The sequence below is a fragment of the Candidatus Nanopelagicales bacterium genome, assembly GCA_037045355.1.
In the GTDB taxonomy this organism is placed as follows: domain Bacteria; phylum Actinomycetota; class Actinomycetes; order S36-B12.
The window spans coordinates 142186-157300 of record JBAOHO010000029.1 but is presented as its reverse complement, the minus strand read 5'-3'; the positions used below and the strand labels follow the sequence as shown (position 1 = coordinate 157300).

Here is a 15115-nt window from a genome sequence, read left to right as displayed (position 1 = left end):
CTCAGCGGGCACTGTTGGGGAGTGCCGAACTCGCAGTTCCTCCGCGGTCGCGAAACCGAGATGGAACAGTTGCGCCGCGCCGTATTGCCGCTTCAGTCCGTATCGGCCAATGGCCCCGAACGCCCTGAGTCAGTGCGACTCGTTGAGATCAGTGGACCTCCCGGGATCGGCAAGAGCGCGTTGCTGAACGTATTGGCGGACGAGGCGGCGAATCAGCGGATGATCGTCGTGCGGGCGTCCGCTGCCCGGGCCGAGCAGGACCGCGCTTTCAGCCTGCTCATCGCTCTGCTGGACGAACTACTCATCGATCTCCCGGTCCGAACCACATCGGACGCCCCGGAGGGCGACCACCTCGACCGGTTCGAAATACAGGACCTGGCGGCGGTCTTGCCGGGCCTGCGATTGCGAGTAGCGGCGGATCGACGTCACACCAGACCCGACAACCTCCTGGTCGCCCGGGCGACCAGGCACGCCTTGGCTGCCTTGGCGGCGGAACACGCGGGTGTGGCGCTCCTCATCGACGACATGCAGTGGAGTGACGAAGCGACGAGTGCTGTCCTGAACTACTTGATCCGGCGTGGGTTACGCGTCCCACTGCTGGTCGGTTTCGCTGTGCGCTCAGGGACGGCAACCAGTCCTGATGTGGGCGGGACGCTTCGGGAGACCATTGAGTTGGGGCCGCTCGATCGACTGTCGGCGGTCGAGATTCTCACCGACATTTCGGTGCAGCAGCGAAACGAGATCCTGGAGATCTCCGGCGGCAATCCCTTCTACCTCACCGAACTGGCCAAGGCCGCTCGAAACCCGCTGCCCAGCCATTCGTCACCGGGGCAAGATTCTCAGTCACGTTGGCCGGCGCCCGTGATCGACAGCATCCTCGGGCAGTTGGCTGCGGTAAGCCCCCAGGCTCGCCTGTTGGCGCGCACTGGTGCGGTAGTGGCGGATCACTTCGATCTATACCTGTGCGCGGCTCTTGCGGGCATGTCGGATGAGGATGCGGGGCGGTCGGTCGATGAGTTGTGTGCCGTGGGGCTGGTCGAGCCGGTCGCGGATCACCACGTGACCTTCACATTCCGTCATCCCATCGTGGCCACGGTCGTCTATCAGGCGGCTGGGCCCGGTTGGCGGATGGACTGTCACCGCCGTGCCGCGGCGCTTCTGAAGGAGCGGGGGGCATCTGCGGTTCAGATCGCCCCCCATCTGGAGCGGGGCGCTGTGCCCGGAGATGCTGAAGCGATGCAGACTCTGGGGGATGCTGCTGCAGAGGCTCGCCCCTACACGCCTGGTTCGGCTGCGCGTTGGTACGGTGCGGCGCTGCGGCTCTGTCCGTCGTCCGGCCCGGAGGCGGCCGCACGTAGTTTCCTGGCCGTCGCGCAGGCGGATTGTCTGATTGCGGCGGGACACGCTGATACTGCTCGCGAGCTGATGATCGAACGGATGGAGCGCAGCGCCCAGGAGACCGTGATCGCAAGAGCGGCTCTCATCGCCACGGTGGTTCGCGCGGAGACTTGGCTCGGCCGCGACGACCAGGCTCGGACGCGTATCGAGCCGATCCTGGACCAACTGCCCAGTGCCCCTTCGGTCGAGCGGATGGCGCTGGAGTGTCTGGCAATGCTCCATGTGGTCCGCCGTGCCGACGTTGAGCAGGCTCGACAGTGGGGCGCGAATGCGGCGTCAATCGCGGACTCCCACGGGACGGTAGCCATGCAGTTCTCGGTCACCGCCGCTCGGGCGTTTTCGGAGGCCCGATTGGGTGACGGAGTTCTGACGGCAGCAATGGCTGAGCAGGCGCAGGCGAAGTTCGACGTACTCCCGGACGATGAGCGCAGGAGATGGGCCGACGCTGTCGGATTACTGGGTTCCGTGCAGCAGTGGCTCGGACGTCCCCGCCTTGCCCTGCGGTTGGCCGATGCAGGACTCCTCGCCGCGGAAGCCAGCGGTAACGCGGCGGCCCAGAGCATGCTGCGAGCCGTGAGCGAGGGAGCGTGGTCGGCGCTGGGCAGGTTTGATCGCGCCGAGGATGTGAATCTCGACGCGGAGGACACCGCCCGGATGACCGGCGACCCCGAGATGGTGGCGGTTGCGATGGCTCGGCGAGCTCTGCTTTGTGCGGTGGCCGGCGACATTTCGGCGGCCAGACGAGCCGCGGAGTCAGCCGAGGACATCCTCCCCAAGACACGCAGAGCCGCAGCCCGTGCAACCGTCGCGGCTTCCGTGGCGCCGGTCTGGCTCAGCCTGGGTAACCCATGTCGGGCGCGTCTGCTTCTGCTCGATCACTGCGGAGGCCCGGGTCTCGACCAGGTCGTCTCCGTGACCCTCGGTCTGGTCCTGGAGCTCCTCACCCAATCGGAACTCGCGGCACAGGATGTCGCACGAGCCCGGCACTGGGCGGAATGGGCTCTACAGCAATCGGGGGAGGGCCAGCCGCCCCTGCTGACCTGTTGGGCGAAGCGGGCCATGGCCACTGTCCTGCTGGCAGAGGGCGATTCCCAGGCGGCGCTGAGTGCGGCGGACGAGGCAGTCATCGCCGTCGCGGATCGCGAACTGCCCGTGGAGCTCGCCAAGGCGGAAGTGACGGCTGCGCGCGCTGAGTTGGCGTTAGGGCTCACAGTCGAGGGAGTCGAGCGGCTGACGCGAGCGCTTGCGTTCTATGACCGCAGCGGCGCCGTCGGGCTTGCGTCTGAGGTCCGCAGATATCTGCGTGTGACAGGGATTCGGCTTCCGCACCGAAACGACTCAGGTGCCCTAGGTGGCGGTCCGGCGGCCCTCAGCAAGCGTGAAATCGAGGTTGCGAATCTGGTGGAACGAGGGAGAGGCAACAGGGAGATCGCGGCGCAGTTGTTCATCAGCACCAGGACTGTCGAGTCTCACCTGAGGCGGATCTTCCTCCGATTGGGGGTGCGCTCGAGAGCGGAGGTGGCCACTGCTGTGAGGGATTGGTCGAGCCAGACTGCCGGGGACTCCGACTTCCGGCAGTCTGGCTCAGACGATCGTCGGCGGATGTTCCCCCGACAGTCTTCGGGTGAGAACACGTTCTGACCGCGTTGGTCGACAGGTGAGTTCTCGGTCCTCAGTGGCAGGTGGCGCTGCCGGAGTCGGTGAAGGTGCCGTTTCCGGGGTAGTTGGCGCGGGCGAAGTTGAAGTCGTAGGAGTTGGCCTTGAGGGTCAGTTCCAGGACTCCGTGGGTGTTGGCGTTGCGGGCCTGTGAGTTGGCCGTATTGCCGACGCTGCGAAATCCGATGCCTCCGGTGCCGACCACGAACTGTCGCACACCGCGGGCGTCATCGCGGACCCCGGATGTGTTCATGGGGGCGAACCGTTCGTAGTTGTGGTCGTGGCCGCTGAGCACGATTTCGGCGTTGTACTGGTTCATCAGGTTCCACAACGGCTGCATGGCTGAGTCGTTTCCGTGGCTGCCGGACGAGAAGCGAGGTTTGTGCCAGTACGCGGCGGTGCACTGCTTCTGGCTGGCGGCCAGATCGGCTTGCAGCCAGGCCAGCTGCTCGGTGCCGCATGGTTTGCCCATGCATTCGGAGTTCAGCGCCACGATGTGCCAGCCGCTGGTCGCGGAGTCGCCGGTGTCGTAGGAGTACCAGCCCTTGTTCCGGGTGCCGGCGGGGCCCTCAGTGACGCCGATGCCGTTGAAGTAGTCCCAGTACCCGGCGCCGTCGGCCTCGTGGTTACCCATGATCGGCGCGGTCTTGTTCTTGAACCGGCCCCAGGTCTTGTCGTAGGAGGTGATGAAGTCGCTGTAACGGCCGTCGGGGTACTGCAGGTCTCCCAACGCCAGGACCTTGTGGTAGCGGTTGATGTTGCTCATCACCAGATCCGCGGTGTACCGCGAGTCCCCACCGTCGGTGCCCGAAGCGATATCACCAGCGGCAGCGATGACCACGTCACCTGGCTGCGACGGCACTGACGTCGGTGTGGGCGTGGGTGGCGGTGTCGGTGTCGGTGGCGGTGTCGGTGTCGGACTACTCGTTGCCGTCGGCGTTGCAGAACCCGTCGGGGAGGTCGTGGGAGCGGGCGTAGGAGTACCCGGCTGCTTCAGATTGGGAACCGGTCCGCCCCTGACCTGGAACTGGAACCGGTCGAGAGTGACGTATTCACTGCGGTAGCCGGAACTGAAGGTGATGTACACGTCATGTCGACCTGTCGGTGAGGAGGACACGTTGCTAGGGATCTGCTTGAACGTGTCCCATCCGCCAGTGTTTCCGACGGCGAAGTTCCCGATCACGGGTCCGGTCGGCGAATCGATGCGGTAGCTGACCAGCCCTGAGCCCGACGAACCGCCGGCGACCAGCGAGTAGATCTGGTGCGGACCGATCGCGCCGAAGTCGACGTCGCGATAGGACAGCCAGTCGCCGTTGCCGAGGTCGGATACCCGTCCACCGTCGATGCGGGCTCCATTGTTGGCATCGGCGGACTCGCCCTCGATGGGCTCGTAGGCGGAGCGGCTACCGGTCGGCGCGGTGGCTGTCGGCGTCGGGGTCGGGGTCGCCGTCTGGGTCGGCGTCGGTGTCGGGGTGGGTGTTGGAGTCGGCGTCTGTGTAGGTGTGGGGTGTCGGTGTCGGTGTCTGGTGTCGGCGTCGGTGTCGGGGTGGTGGGGGTGGGGGTCGGAGTTGGGGTCGGGCAGGGCGTGGCCGAGACCGAACGGGCGGCGACGGTGGTCAGGTTGGGACGTGGTGCGCCCTTGACCGAGAACTGGAACCGGTCGAAGTCGACGGCACCGCGCTTGTGTCTTCGAGGTGGCCGTCACGAACAGGCGGTGGGTGCCGGTCACGGGACGGGTCTTGGTGCGGTACTGCTTGAAGCTGTCCCCGCCGGCCTTGCCCGACGACGGTGAAGTCGGCGATCTTGCGTCCGGTGCGCGCATCGAGTCGGAATGACACCGTCGCGGGGCGCGACGAGGCGTTGGCCACCAGTGAGGTCAACCTCGGCCGGTCCGCGCTTGCCGAAGTCGACGGTGCCGTAGTCCAGCCACGTGCCCTTGCGCAGTCGGACGACGCGGTCGTCGGCGGTCACCTTGCGGTGGCGGTCAGCGGTCTGCTCGGCCTCGGTGACGGTGTAGGCCGACATCAGGTCCGGACGCGGCGCGCCCTTGACCGAGAACTGGAACCGGTCGAGGTTGACGTAGTCACCGGAGTAGCCGGACTGTGAAGGTGACGTACAGCTTATGTTCGCCGGTGACTCCGCCGGCGTTGGCGGGGATCTGCTTGTAGGTGTTCCAGCCGCCGGTGTTGGCGATGGCGAAGTCCGCCACGACAGGTCCGGTGGGGGAGTCGACGCGGTAGGTGACCAGGCCGGAGCCCGACGAGCCGCCGGAGACCAGGGAGTTGACCTGGTAGGGGCCGCTGCTGCCGAAGTCGACGGTGCCGTATTCGAGCCAGTCGCCGTTACCGAGGTTGCCGACATGGCCGCCGTCGATCACGCCGCCGTTGGTGGCGGTGGGCGCCTCGGCCTCGATCCGCTCGTAGGCGGAACGCACGCAAGGCGTCGATCGGCTGGTAGTCTGTGTCGTCTGTCGGTGTCGGCGTCGGCGTGGACGTCGGGGTGGCCGGGGGCGCCGTCGTGACCGTGGGCGTCGGTGTCGGTGCGGTGTCGGCGTGGAGGTGGCCGGGGGCGCAGTCGTGACCGTGGGCGTGGGTGTCGGTGTCGGCGTGGGGGTGGCCGGGGGCGCAGTCGTGACCGTGGGCGTGGGTGTCGGTGTCGGCGTCGGGGTGGTACCGCCGGCGCATCCGGCCGGGCTGGTGTCGGGATCGATGGTGATCTTCAGCGTGCCATCGGTCGGCAGCTCGACGATCGGGTTGCGGTCGGGCTGGTGGTTGAACGTGTCACCGTACGGGAAGCCGTAGGCGTCAGTGATCGGCCACAGCGCCGCGGCCCACACGTTGTAGTTCGCGGCGTCGGGTTGGGCGCCTTCGAACGGGCCCGGCGCGGTGGACACGTCGAAGCGGCCGCTGTCGTTGCCGTAGGCGGGACTGCCCCAAAATCCGTAGGCGAACCCGGCGACCAGGTCGCGGTAGACCGCACCGTAGACGTCGTTACCGGAGTGCAGTTTGCCGTCCACGTAGTAGGGACTGTTGTTGCCGTAGATGCCGTTGGTGTCGTTACTGTCGTTACCGGCCAGCGAACTGCCCTTGACGTACATCGGGGCCAACTGGTCGGGACCTTGATCGGTCAGCCGGATCGATCCCGGACCGTTGGGATCGTGGGGGTCGTCGGCGAACGTGCCGGTGTATCGGTAGTTCTTGCCCATCGCCGTACCGCGCACGGTCAGCTGTTCGCCCTTCAGTGAGCTGATGTAGGACTCGAATCGCGGGTAACCGCTGGGATGGGCGCCGGAGACGATGTTCGGAGACACCAGGCGCAGAAAGTTGCCGTTGGCGTCGGTGCGGACCACCTTGCGGTAGTCCCCACCCGCTGCGGTCAACCGGTCCTTGACGGTGTCTTGGATCACGTCGGTGTAACACGCGAACTTCTTGGACGCCACCAGATTCCCCGCCGCGTCGAACGTCTCGATATCCATCGGGATCCCGAGCATGTCCACCGCAGTCAGGTTCGCCACCCCGGGATAGGTCAACTCGACGGTGTCGAAACGCACATCCGAGGTGTCAGGGCTCGGGAACGTCGACGAGTTCAACGGTTTGCCCAACGTGACCCACACGCGGCCGGAACTGACACTGTCCAGCGTGAACGATGACCGCTGCGACAACGGCAACTCCGGCGCCGCCGCACCGTTTCCGGTCGCCTTGACCCACACCTGGTCCGCGCGGTACTCCGGATTGTTGTTCACCACCACGACCTTCAGGCCCTCTGAAGCATTGCTGGGGGTCGCGGTGGTGACGATCAGCCCCGGAGTCGTGACGGCGACAGCAGTGACTGTCGTGAGCAGACGGCGAATCCGAGTCATATTGCCACCATCGGCACAGAGAGCGCTTCGGTCATCCGTATGTAACACGCAAATCCATCGCCGAGACACGCAAATCCGCCCGAACAGCGCAGTGGTGCTGCAGACGGGATGCGAGCCCGGGCCCAGCGCAGCATTCCCCCGGATCCGAGCCCAGGCGGGGATGTGGTGCACTGGAGTGTAGGCACTTGGGTCTGGAGGGATCATGGGCAGCAGGGTCATCGGAATCATCGGGGTAGGCGCAGCGGCGGTCATGGTCATCGCGGGATGCTCCGGCGGGACCGGCACCACGACGTCATCGCCGAGCACTTCGCCCGAAAGTTCCGCCTCAGCTTCCGGCGCTCCCACGGCCTCCGCGGATACATTCACGGTGAAGGTCGGGGATTGGGATCTCGTGTTGTCGAATGCCACCGAGCCGCCGGCCGACTGGCCAACCGACATCCCGGCCCCGAGCGAAGGCGTGGTCCAAGCGACCGGAACCGGGGAACCGATCGAGACGACCTCCGACCACCCGGTGAAGGCGGTCGAGTACATGGCCCCCGGAGAGGTCGACGCGGTCACCAAGGCCCAGAAGAAGGACATGATTGCCAACGGTTGGGAGGACTACGGGACTTCCCGCGGCATCACGATCTTCGTCAAGGGCAACGACAGCGCCCGGATCTCCGTGAAGCCGAACGCCAGCACGGGCGGAGTCACCGTGTACCAGTGGGTGTGATCAGCCAAGCTCCTACTCTGAGGTAGTCCCTTCGACGTAGGAGGCTGCTGTGTCGGTCGTTCCCGTTAGGAAACATGTTCTGGCTGTAGCCCTGGTGGCTCTGGTTCTGACCGCCGGGGGGTTCGTGGGTGGCCACCCGGCTTGGGCTGCCGATGCGGAGTCCAGGGTGGTCGCCTGCATCAAGAAGAAGACCGGCCAAGTCCGAATCGTCAAATCCAAAGAGACGCCCTGCAAGAAGAATGAACGCAAGGTGTCCTGGAACGTTCAGGGGCCCCGCGGGCCACAGGGAGTCGACGGCCGTCCCGGTGCGGCGGGCCCGACTGGCGCTACTGGTCCTCAAGGCGCCACCGGTCCTCAGGGGCAGACGGGCCCTCAGGGGCAGACCGGTCCGGAGGGGCCGAACGGACCCACCTACCAAGTTGTTGCACCATTCACCGCCGTGAACATCCTGACGACCGACACCGCAGTCGTGGGCCGGACGTTACCGGCGGGAAGCTACCTGGTGACCGCATCCGCCCTGGTCTCGTCGAACCAGAACGGATTCGTCTACTGCGACCTTGCCCGCGATGGGGTGCCGGTGTCCGATGTCGCCAACCTGTGGCTGGGGAAGTTCACCGGTAACGGGGCCGCATTCGAGTACGCGCCCGTTTCGGTGTCATACGCCATGACCGTGACTGCCGGACAGGCCGTCGCGCTGGTGTGTGATTCCGACATGGCCGCCACCGCCAGCAACAATCAGGTAGCCGCTGTTCTGACCGCGACGAGAGTCGGTTCCGTCGAGTAGTCCCGGGACGTTGGTCCCGACTGCGTGCGAACCCCTTCAGGGTGAGAAGCTGCCAGGTCGACACTGGACCTATGAAGACTCGCGCACTATCGGTCCTCTCCGCGGTGCTGGTGATCGTGGTCGCCGGACCGCTCTCCATCGCCTCTGGGAACGGGCAATCAGCCCGGCCGACGGGAGTCATGTACACCGCATCGCTGGCGATCAGTGGCAAGTCCGCTGCCGTGACCACAGCAGTGAGTTACCGCGTCACAACGACGCCCTCCGCAAAGACCGCAGGTCGGACGGTTCTGCTCCAGATCGACAGCGGTACTCGCTGGCGCACCATCGATCGACCTCGTGTCGGCAATGATGGTGTGGCCGCAAGTACGGTCACGTCCAAAACCTCCGGGACGAAGCGATATCGTGCCGTTCTGGTCAACGCCGGAGACGGGCGGACCCTCGCCCGCAGTACGGTGGCCACGTTCACCTGGACGAAGCTGTCCCTGTCTCCGCGCCTGACACTGTCGAAGAGTTCATCCCCGATCCGGGTCAATGTCCCTTACAGCGTCACCGTCACGCCGGCCGAGATGGCGGCCGGAATGCGCGCCGCGATCCAGGTGAAGGGTCGCACCAGTTGGCAGGGCGTCGATGTGCGACGGTTGAACAAGTCCGGAAGAGCGGCGGGAACCGTGGAGGGATACGCGCCAGGGGTCGGTCGGTACCGCGTCCAGGTATTGAACCCGACAGGCAAAGTGCTGGCGACCTCGCCCACAGTCTCCATCACCTACACGGGGACCTGACGCCGCCGTCCTCCGAACAGCGCTGACCGCCTCAGCGACAATGATCACAAGGACCAAGTGCCCCGTGATCGCTGGACTCGCCAGGCAGACTTGAAGCATGTGCATGCGTCTGCCCGTACTCCTGACAGCCGGTGTCCTCACCCTGGTTCCGATCGCGTCACCGGTGACTGCTGACTCGGGTCGGCTCGTCGGAGTCTCGGTTTCCGTCTCGCAAGGCCCCTGGCGGATCACGGGCGATGACGGACACCATCGGATCGTCTACACGGTGGGACTCACCAACCTGTTTCCGGTCCCTTTGATCCCTGAGGAGTTGTGGATCGAGGACCAACGCGGTCGGACACTGAGTTGGCTGCGAGGCGACGATCTGCGGGATGCGCTCACCACGATCTACCCGGGCCCCGCGCCGGGAGTCATAGCGCCGAGTCAGACGCTTGTGGCGCCTCTGGATATGCGGGCCGGTCCCCGCTCCACCGCTATCAGGCATCGAATCGAGTACAAAGTGCCGCCCGGTACCGAACTGCCCGAGACCTTGCGCCAGACCGGGGTGAAGTGGAGCGTCAGGTCACCCGAGGCCCCGATCCGCACACACGTTCCGCTCAGCATCGCACCGCCGTTGCGCGGACAAGGGTGGCTCAATCTGAACGCGTGCTGCACCGACAGCCCGCATTCCAAGGCTCGACTCAGTACTGGTGGCACTTGGCAGCAGATGGAGCGATTCGCGATCGACTTCGTGCAACTTCGAGGCGGTGGCCAGGCTGACGGTGACGGCTCCCGCAACAGTGACTACTTCGCCTTTGGTTCGCCGATCATGTCGGCAACGGACGGGGTCGTGGTCAGGGTCCGCAACAACATGCCGGACATCCCACCCGGCGCCGAAGGTGAAGACCTCACCAGCGCAGTGCAGTTCCTGGGCAATCATGTGTCGGTGCGGATCCGAGCTGGCGTGTTCGCGGTGTACGCGCACATGAAGGAGGGTTCTGTTCGCGTGGAGCAAGGTGACCGGGTCAGAACGGGACAGCGACTCGGCCGGCTGGGTAACAGCGGGAACACCACCGGTCCGCACCTGCACTTCCAGCTGAGCGACAGTCCGATCCTGTTCGGCGGGTCAGCGCTGCCCTACGTCTTCGACCGGTATCGCCGAATGGGTGATGTGACGGAGCGGGACGACGTCGTCTCGATCACCGGTAAGGCCACCCGGCAGCGCAACACGTATCCCTTGGCGATCGGCGCCTACCACTTCCGTTAGGAGTAGCAGTTCGGCGCTCTGTCGGTCCTGCTCGCCCCACGGTGGCAACGATGGAAGCGATCGTGGGGCGAACCCGGCCTAGACTGGAACGAGAGGCCGAGATCGGAGACACGATGCGGCTGCTGACTTTGCTCGTCGCCTGTGCAGTGGCCGGAGGGCCCGCAGCGATCCCTCCCACCGCAGCGGTGGTTCTTCACGAGCCGACGCACTCCCAGCCCAGGGGGGTCGAGCGCGCGGTCACAGGCGGCCAGCACGAGGCAACACTGGTCGGCCAGGGTGCCCGATGGAACTTCATCGGCGGTGATCGAAGTCCAGGGCCTCGCTGGTCATCACGCGACCGCTCACCACGGACCTGGGACTTCGCTCCTGCCCCCTTCGGTCGCGGCTATCGCGATCCGGCGACCGAACTTGTCGCAGGGAAGCAGGCCCACTTCTTCCGGACGACGTTCCAGGTCGAGAACCCCGCAGTAGTGCCGCGGCTGCGCCTCAGTGCCCAGATCGCCGATGGCGTGGTGGCCTACCTCAATGGGTCGCGGATCTGGCGCTTCAACATCTCCGCGAATCCTGACCGTCAGACCCTCGCCAACCGAAGCGTGCGCCATCCCCGACGTTGGCGCGGAACCGAGATTCCCACAGGCCTGCTTCGAATTGGTCGCAACGTGGTTGCAGTGGAGGTTCACGACGACAGTGAGCGGCGCCACGGGGTGTGGTTCGACTTCGTGTTGAGCGGCTTGGTCAGGGCGCCCGACGCTCAGCCGCCAGAACCGACACCATCGGCGGTCCCGACCGTGGATCCGAGTCCGACGCCCACGCCAGTGCTGCCACTAGAGACCCCCTCGCCGGAACCGGTCACATCCCCCGCTGCGTCGGCACCTCTACCCGACCCCCTGGCATCTCCGACCGCGACAACACCTGCACCTGAGCCGATCGACGCAACACCTCGGGTCATGTGCGAGATATCCGATCCGCGACTGCCCGAGATCAGCGGCCTCGCGAGTTCGATCCTTCACGAGGGCATCGTCTGGACCCACAACGACTCCGGTGACAGCGCTCGGATATTCGCGATCGATGTCACCACTTGCGCGGTGCGCGCGGTCGTCGCATTGCACGGCGTCACGGCGCGCGATATCGAGGCAATCGGGATGGGGCGCGACGCTGCCGGATCGCCGGAGTTGTGGGTGGCCGATGTGGGAGACAACGGTCTGACTCGAGAGCGGGTGCAGTTGTATCGACTGGCCGAGCCCGCCGCCCTGCTCGATCAGTCGGTGCCTGTTGAGACCATTCAGGTGACCTGGACAGAGGGACGACGCAACTGCGAGACGCTCCTGGTCGATCCGGTGGCCAACGGTGACATCTACTTGATCAGCAAAGAAGCCGTGGGTGGGGTGTACCGGCTCGGAGGTAACTTCCGCGCTGACGGAAGCGCCACCACAGGTTCCGTGATCCAGACGGTGGGGTCAACGGCCACTGACGGAGCAGTGGCTGCGGACCGAACCCTGACTGTCGTCCGCTACTACGCCGATGCGCTGTTGCTCACCGGGGTACCGGGTGTTGACCCACGTGTACTGACGCTGCCGGCTCAGGGCCAGGGAGAGGCGGTGACGTTCACGCCGGACAGCCGATACGTCTATATCGCCAGTGAGGGAGTCACAGATCTGATACGTGTCCCCGTCGCGGGGAAGTGACCGCTCAGCGGCCCCGTACCTGTGACTCAGCGGCCGCGCATCTGCGACTTGGCAGCTTTGGGGCTGCGCGGCATCGGTCCCTTCGGAATAGGCGCTGGCTGCTGCGTGAGGGCATCGAGTCGCCGCCTGACCTCTGTGACTTCGGCGGGGGTCAAGGCATTCGGGAGTTTGGACAGGGACTTCTGCAACTTCGCGATCGGGATCTGATCGGCTTCGTCGCCGACCTGGACTTCATGGATGGGCGTGTCGGGGATGAAGCGCTGCGTGCGTTTCTTCTCGCTCGAGAGCATGTGCCGCACCCGGGTGGATGGCCCCTCCGACACGAGAATCACTCCTGGTCGACCGACCACCCGATGGACCATGTCCTGGTTCTTCGTGACGGACACGGCGGGGGTGGTGCTCCAGTTGCCGCGCATGGCTTGGGCGACGGCGGCGGCCCCGCCAGGTTGTCCCTCGACCTGGCTGTACGCGGCGGACATCGCCTTGCGGCTGAAGAACCACATCGAAGCAAGCAGCCCTAGGGATACACCGACGAGGCCGACGGTCACGGGGTTGCCGATGAGGAAGCCGATGACCAGGGCAATAGCCAGGATGCCCACGAAGATCCCGGCCATGATCCACCCGAGTGATGGGTAGACCTCGGCAGTCATGCGGTAGTTGTCGCGCACCTGGCCGACCCAGGCGAAGCGCTTCTTCTTGGGTGCGGGAGTTTCGGCCATCTCACTAGGGTAGGTGACACCCCTAGTGGTATCCGCCCCGGCCGCGCCGTGACTTGCGCCGGAAGGCTCAGCGCCGGCAGGTAGCAGGTCAGGGGAAATTGGCGGACGGTCTGCGCGACGAAGGTTCGAACGGACTCTAGCCCGTCACGATACGGTCGCGCCCCGACGACTTCGCCGCGCGGAGCAAGCGGTCGGCATCGTTCATGGCCGCTCGTAGGGTGATGTGAGCGTCATCGGTGACGTTCGTGACTCCCGCGCTGATCGTCGGTCGCAGCGCAGCCGGCAGATCGGACCAATGTTGGGCTGCGAGAATCGTGCGCTGTCTCTGGAGCCAACTGTCCAGCCCTTCGGCCCCACCGTGGCCGGAGACGATCATGAACTCATCGCCACCGAGTCGGAACAGCAGATCGCTGGACCGCGAGTTGTGTCTGAGGATCTGAGCGAGTCGGGCGAGGACCATGTCCCCGGCGGCGTGGGAGGCCTGGTCATTGATCTGCTTGAAGTTGTCCAAGTCGACCAACGCCACGGCGGGATGGGGCGACATCGGTCCCACCAGCTGGGCATCGAGCAACGGATCCAGGGCGCGGCGGTTCAGCAGACCAGTGAGCGGGTCCGTGTTCGCGGCTTGCTCCAACTGACTGAGAAGCTCACTCTGCGACTCGAGTGCCGCGGACACCTCCTGGCCGCGGCGAGACGCCACCAGGAGTTGTTGGGCAGCGAAGGAGATCAGCACGATCATCGTCAGCGAGATCAGGGCTTCGCTGATCAGCTGTATCCATCGCGACGCCAAGACGGTCTCTTCGTCGGTCGTGCCCAGCCACAGCGCGGCCAAGGCGCTACCTGCCCAGACGAGGGACCACCAGCGCCAGTTGTACGGCAGTAGGAACAGGATCAAGGCCCCCGCGGGCGCCACGAGGGCCGCATTGGTACTCAAGTCCCCACTCAAGATGGGCTGTCCGACCACGAGAATCCACAGGGTCGCGGAGAATCCGAGCACAGCGATATTGACGTGTCCCGCCCGACAGACGGTGAAGAGTCCCACGCACAGGGCCGCAACCAGCACGAGTATCAGTGCGCTTAGTTCGCCGTTGGCCTCCTTCCAGAACAGGGCGGCGGCGATGAGCGTCGCGGGCACCATGACCAGCAGGCTGTTGAGCAGTGTCGTGGCACGTCGATCCGTGTCGGGGTTCCCCGTTGACACCGTGACGAGCCGCAGGTAGCGACTTCTTGGCGTGTTCGCACTCACGCCCAGATCCAGGAGAGCCGAGGGAGACGCACCTGACCGGTCATGAACCCGCCGACACGCCAGACGCTGATCGGAACAGTCGCCCGGCACGGTAGGAGGAGCGGACCAGTGGGCCGCTCATGACACCGGAGAAACCAAGGTCGCGCGCAACCTGCTCCAGGTGCAGGAACTCGTCCGGATGCACCCAGCGGGCCACTGGATGGTGCCGCGGACTCGGGCGGAGGTATTGGGTGATCGTGATGAGATCGCAGGACACAGATCGCAGATCGGCCAGTGCCTGCTCGACTTCGTCAGGTTCCTCCCCGAGTCCCAAGATCAGGTTGGACTTCGTGATGAGCCCGAAGTCCTTGGCCTGCTGGAGGACTTCCAGCGAGCGCTGGTAACGGAAGGCCGGGCGGATTCGCTTGAAGATGCGCGGTACCGTCTCGAGATTGTGGGCCAGCACCTCGGGTCGCGCGGCAAAGACCTGATCCAGCAGATCGAGTTCGGCTGAGAAATCCGGGATCAGCACTTCAACGCCGCAGTCCGGAACAGTGCGATGAATGGCTGAGACAGTCTCCGCGTAGAGCCAGGCCCCTTGGTCAGGCAGGTCGTCGCGAGCCACGCCGGTGACGGTGGCATAAGCGAGCCCCATGGCGGCGACGCTGTCCGCGACTCGTTGCGGTTCATCGAGATCCAGGGGCGTCGGCCGTCCCGTGTCGATCTGGCAGAAGTCACACCGACGGGTGCACTGCTCTCCGCCGATGAGGAACGTTGCCTCGCGATCCTCCCAGCACTCGTAGATGTTGGGGCATCCCGCTTCCTGGCAGACGGTATGGAGGTTCTCGCGCTCGACGAGGGAACGGATCTGCAGGTACTCGGGACCGGTGCGCAGAGTCGTCCGGATCCAGGGGGGTTTGCGTTCGATAGGGGTGTCGCTGTTGCGTTGTTCGATGCGCAGCAGCCGCCGGTCCTCGCCCATGTCCTTACCCTAACTTCAATAGCTACACCCGAGTCCGCCCTCGGCCGGTTCGATCCGCGGCGGAGCCCGC

12 protein-coding genes are annotated in these 15115 nt (G+C 65.4%); 7 read left to right on the top strand and 5 right to left on the bottom strand.

What is annotated here, in order from left to right; translation table 11 throughout:
• Positions 1 to 21 precede the first annotated feature (21 nt).
• Positions 22 to 3039, top strand: a complete 3018-nt coding sequence (locus tag V9E98_15880) for a LuxR C-terminal-related transcriptional regulator (GenBank protein MEI2718443.1) — start codon at positions 22 to 24, stop codon at positions 3037 to 3039.
• 31 nt (positions 3040 to 3070) lie between these two features.
• Here V9E98_15880 and V9E98_15875 read toward each other — a convergent pair whose 3' ends face one another.
• Complete coding sequence (locus V9E98_15875) at positions 3071 to 4876, bottom strand: carbohydrate-binding protein (GenBank protein ID MEI2718442.1); 1806 nt, start codon at positions 4874 to 4876, stop codon at positions 3071 to 3073.
• Between V9E98_15875 and V9E98_15870 the strand changes: the two genes are divergently transcribed.
• Positions 4867 to 5160 carry a hypothetical protein gene (locus tag V9E98_15870; GenBank protein MEI2718441.1) on the top strand — a complete coding sequence of 98 codons (294 nt, stop codon included), beginning with the start codon at positions 4867 to 4869 and terminating at the stop codon, positions 5158 to 5160. The genes V9E98_15875 and V9E98_15870 overlap by 10 nt on opposite strands.
• Here the strand turns inward: V9E98_15870 and V9E98_15865 are convergent.
• Positions 5138 to 6913 (bottom strand): carbohydrate-binding protein, encoded by a 1776-nt coding sequence (locus V9E98_15865; protein MEI2718440.1) that lies wholly within the window; start codon positions 6911 to 6913, stop codon positions 5138 to 5140. The genes V9E98_15870 and V9E98_15865 overlap by 23 nt on opposite strands.
• 202 nt (positions 6914 to 7115) lie before the next feature.
• On the opposite strand from V9E98_15865, the gene V9E98_15860 reads away from it, so the two are divergent.
• The 5 genes from V9E98_15860 (at position 7116) to V9E98_15840 (ending at position 12119) form a co-directional block, all read left to right on the top strand.
• Positions 7116 to 7625 carry a hypothetical protein gene (locus V9E98_15860; GenBank protein ID MEI2718439.1) on the top strand — a complete coding sequence of 170 codons (510 nt, stop codon included), beginning with the start codon at positions 7116 to 7118 and terminating at the stop codon, positions 7623 to 7625.
• A gap of 49 nt (positions 7626 to 7674) precedes the next feature.
• Positions 7675 to 8409 (top strand): collagen-like protein, encoded by a 735-nt coding sequence (locus V9E98_15855; GenBank protein ID MEI2718438.1) that lies wholly within the window; start codon positions 7675 to 7677, stop codon positions 8407 to 8409.
• Positions 8410 to 8480: 71 nt separating this feature from the next.
• Positions 8481 to 9188 (top strand): hypothetical protein, encoded by a 708-nt coding sequence (locus V9E98_15850; protein ID MEI2718437.1) that lies wholly within the window; start codon positions 8481 to 8483, stop codon positions 9186 to 9188.
• Between the two features lie 97 nt (positions 9189 to 9285).
• Entirely contained in the window at positions 9286 to 10434 is a 1149-nt protein-coding gene (locus V9E98_15845; GenBank protein MEI2718436.1) for a M23 family metallopeptidase, read from the top strand.
• Positions 10435 to 10547: 113 nt separating this feature from the next.
• Positions 10548 to 12119, top strand: coding sequence for a hypothetical protein (locus V9E98_15840; GenBank protein MEI2718435.1), 1572 nt, complete (start codon positions 10548 to 10550; stop codon positions 12117 to 12119).
• A 26-nt stretch (positions 12120 to 12145) separates the two neighbouring features.
• Here V9E98_15840 and V9E98_15835 read toward each other — a convergent pair whose 3' ends face one another.
• The 3 genes from V9E98_15835 to lipA form a co-directional block, all read right to left on the bottom strand.
• Positions 12146 to 12838, bottom strand: coding sequence for a DUF4191 domain-containing protein (locus V9E98_15835; protein MEI2718434.1), 693 nt, complete (start codon positions 12836 to 12838; stop codon positions 12146 to 12148).
• 136 nt (positions 12839 to 12974) lie between these two features.
• Positions 12975 to 14084 carry a GGDEF domain-containing protein gene (locus tag V9E98_15830; protein ID MEI2718433.1) on the bottom strand — a complete coding sequence of 370 codons (1110 nt, stop codon included), beginning with the start codon at positions 14082 to 14084 and terminating at the stop codon, positions 12975 to 12977.
• Between the two features lie 40 nt (positions 14085 to 14124).
• Positions 14125 to 15045: a lipoyl synthase gene (lipA, locus tag V9E98_15825; protein MEI2718432.1), complete on the bottom strand. Its 921-nt coding sequence runs from the start codon at positions 15043 to 15045 to the stop codon at positions 14125 to 14127.
• Positions 15046 to 15115 lie beyond the last annotated feature (70 nt).

Bases quoted from the DNA above. Each gene is read 5' to 3' on its own strand.
- lipA (MEI2718432.1), bottom strand. From the start codon at position 15,045: ATGGGCGAGGACCGGCGGCTGCTGCGCATCGAACAACGCAACAGCGAC.
- V9E98_15865 (MEI2718440.1), bottom strand. From the start codon at position 6,913: ATGACTCGGATTCGCCGTCTGCTCACGACAGTCACTGCTGTCGCCGTC.
- V9E98_15845 (MEI2718436.1), top strand. From the start codon at position 9,286: ATGTGCATGCGTCTGCCCGTACTCCTGACAGCCGGTGTCCTCACCCTG.
- V9E98_15835 (MEI2718434.1), bottom strand. From the start codon at position 12,838: ATGGCCGAAACTCCCGCACCCAAGAAGAAGCGCTTCGCCTGGGTCGGC.
- V9E98_15875 (MEI2718442.1), bottom strand. From the start codon at position 4,876: ATGCGCGCACCGGACGCAAGATCGCCGACTTCACCGTCGTCGGGCAAG.
- V9E98_15840 (MEI2718435.1), top strand. From the start codon at position 10,548: ATGCGGCTGCTGACTTTGCTCGTCGCCTGTGCAGTGGCCGGAGGGCCC.
- V9E98_15850 (MEI2718437.1), top strand. From the start codon at position 8,481: ATGAAGACTCGCGCACTATCGGTCCTCTCCGCGGTGCTGGTGATCGTG.
- V9E98_15860 (MEI2718439.1), top strand. From the start codon at position 7,116: ATGGGCAGCAGGGTCATCGGAATCATCGGGGTAGGCGCAGCGGCGGTC.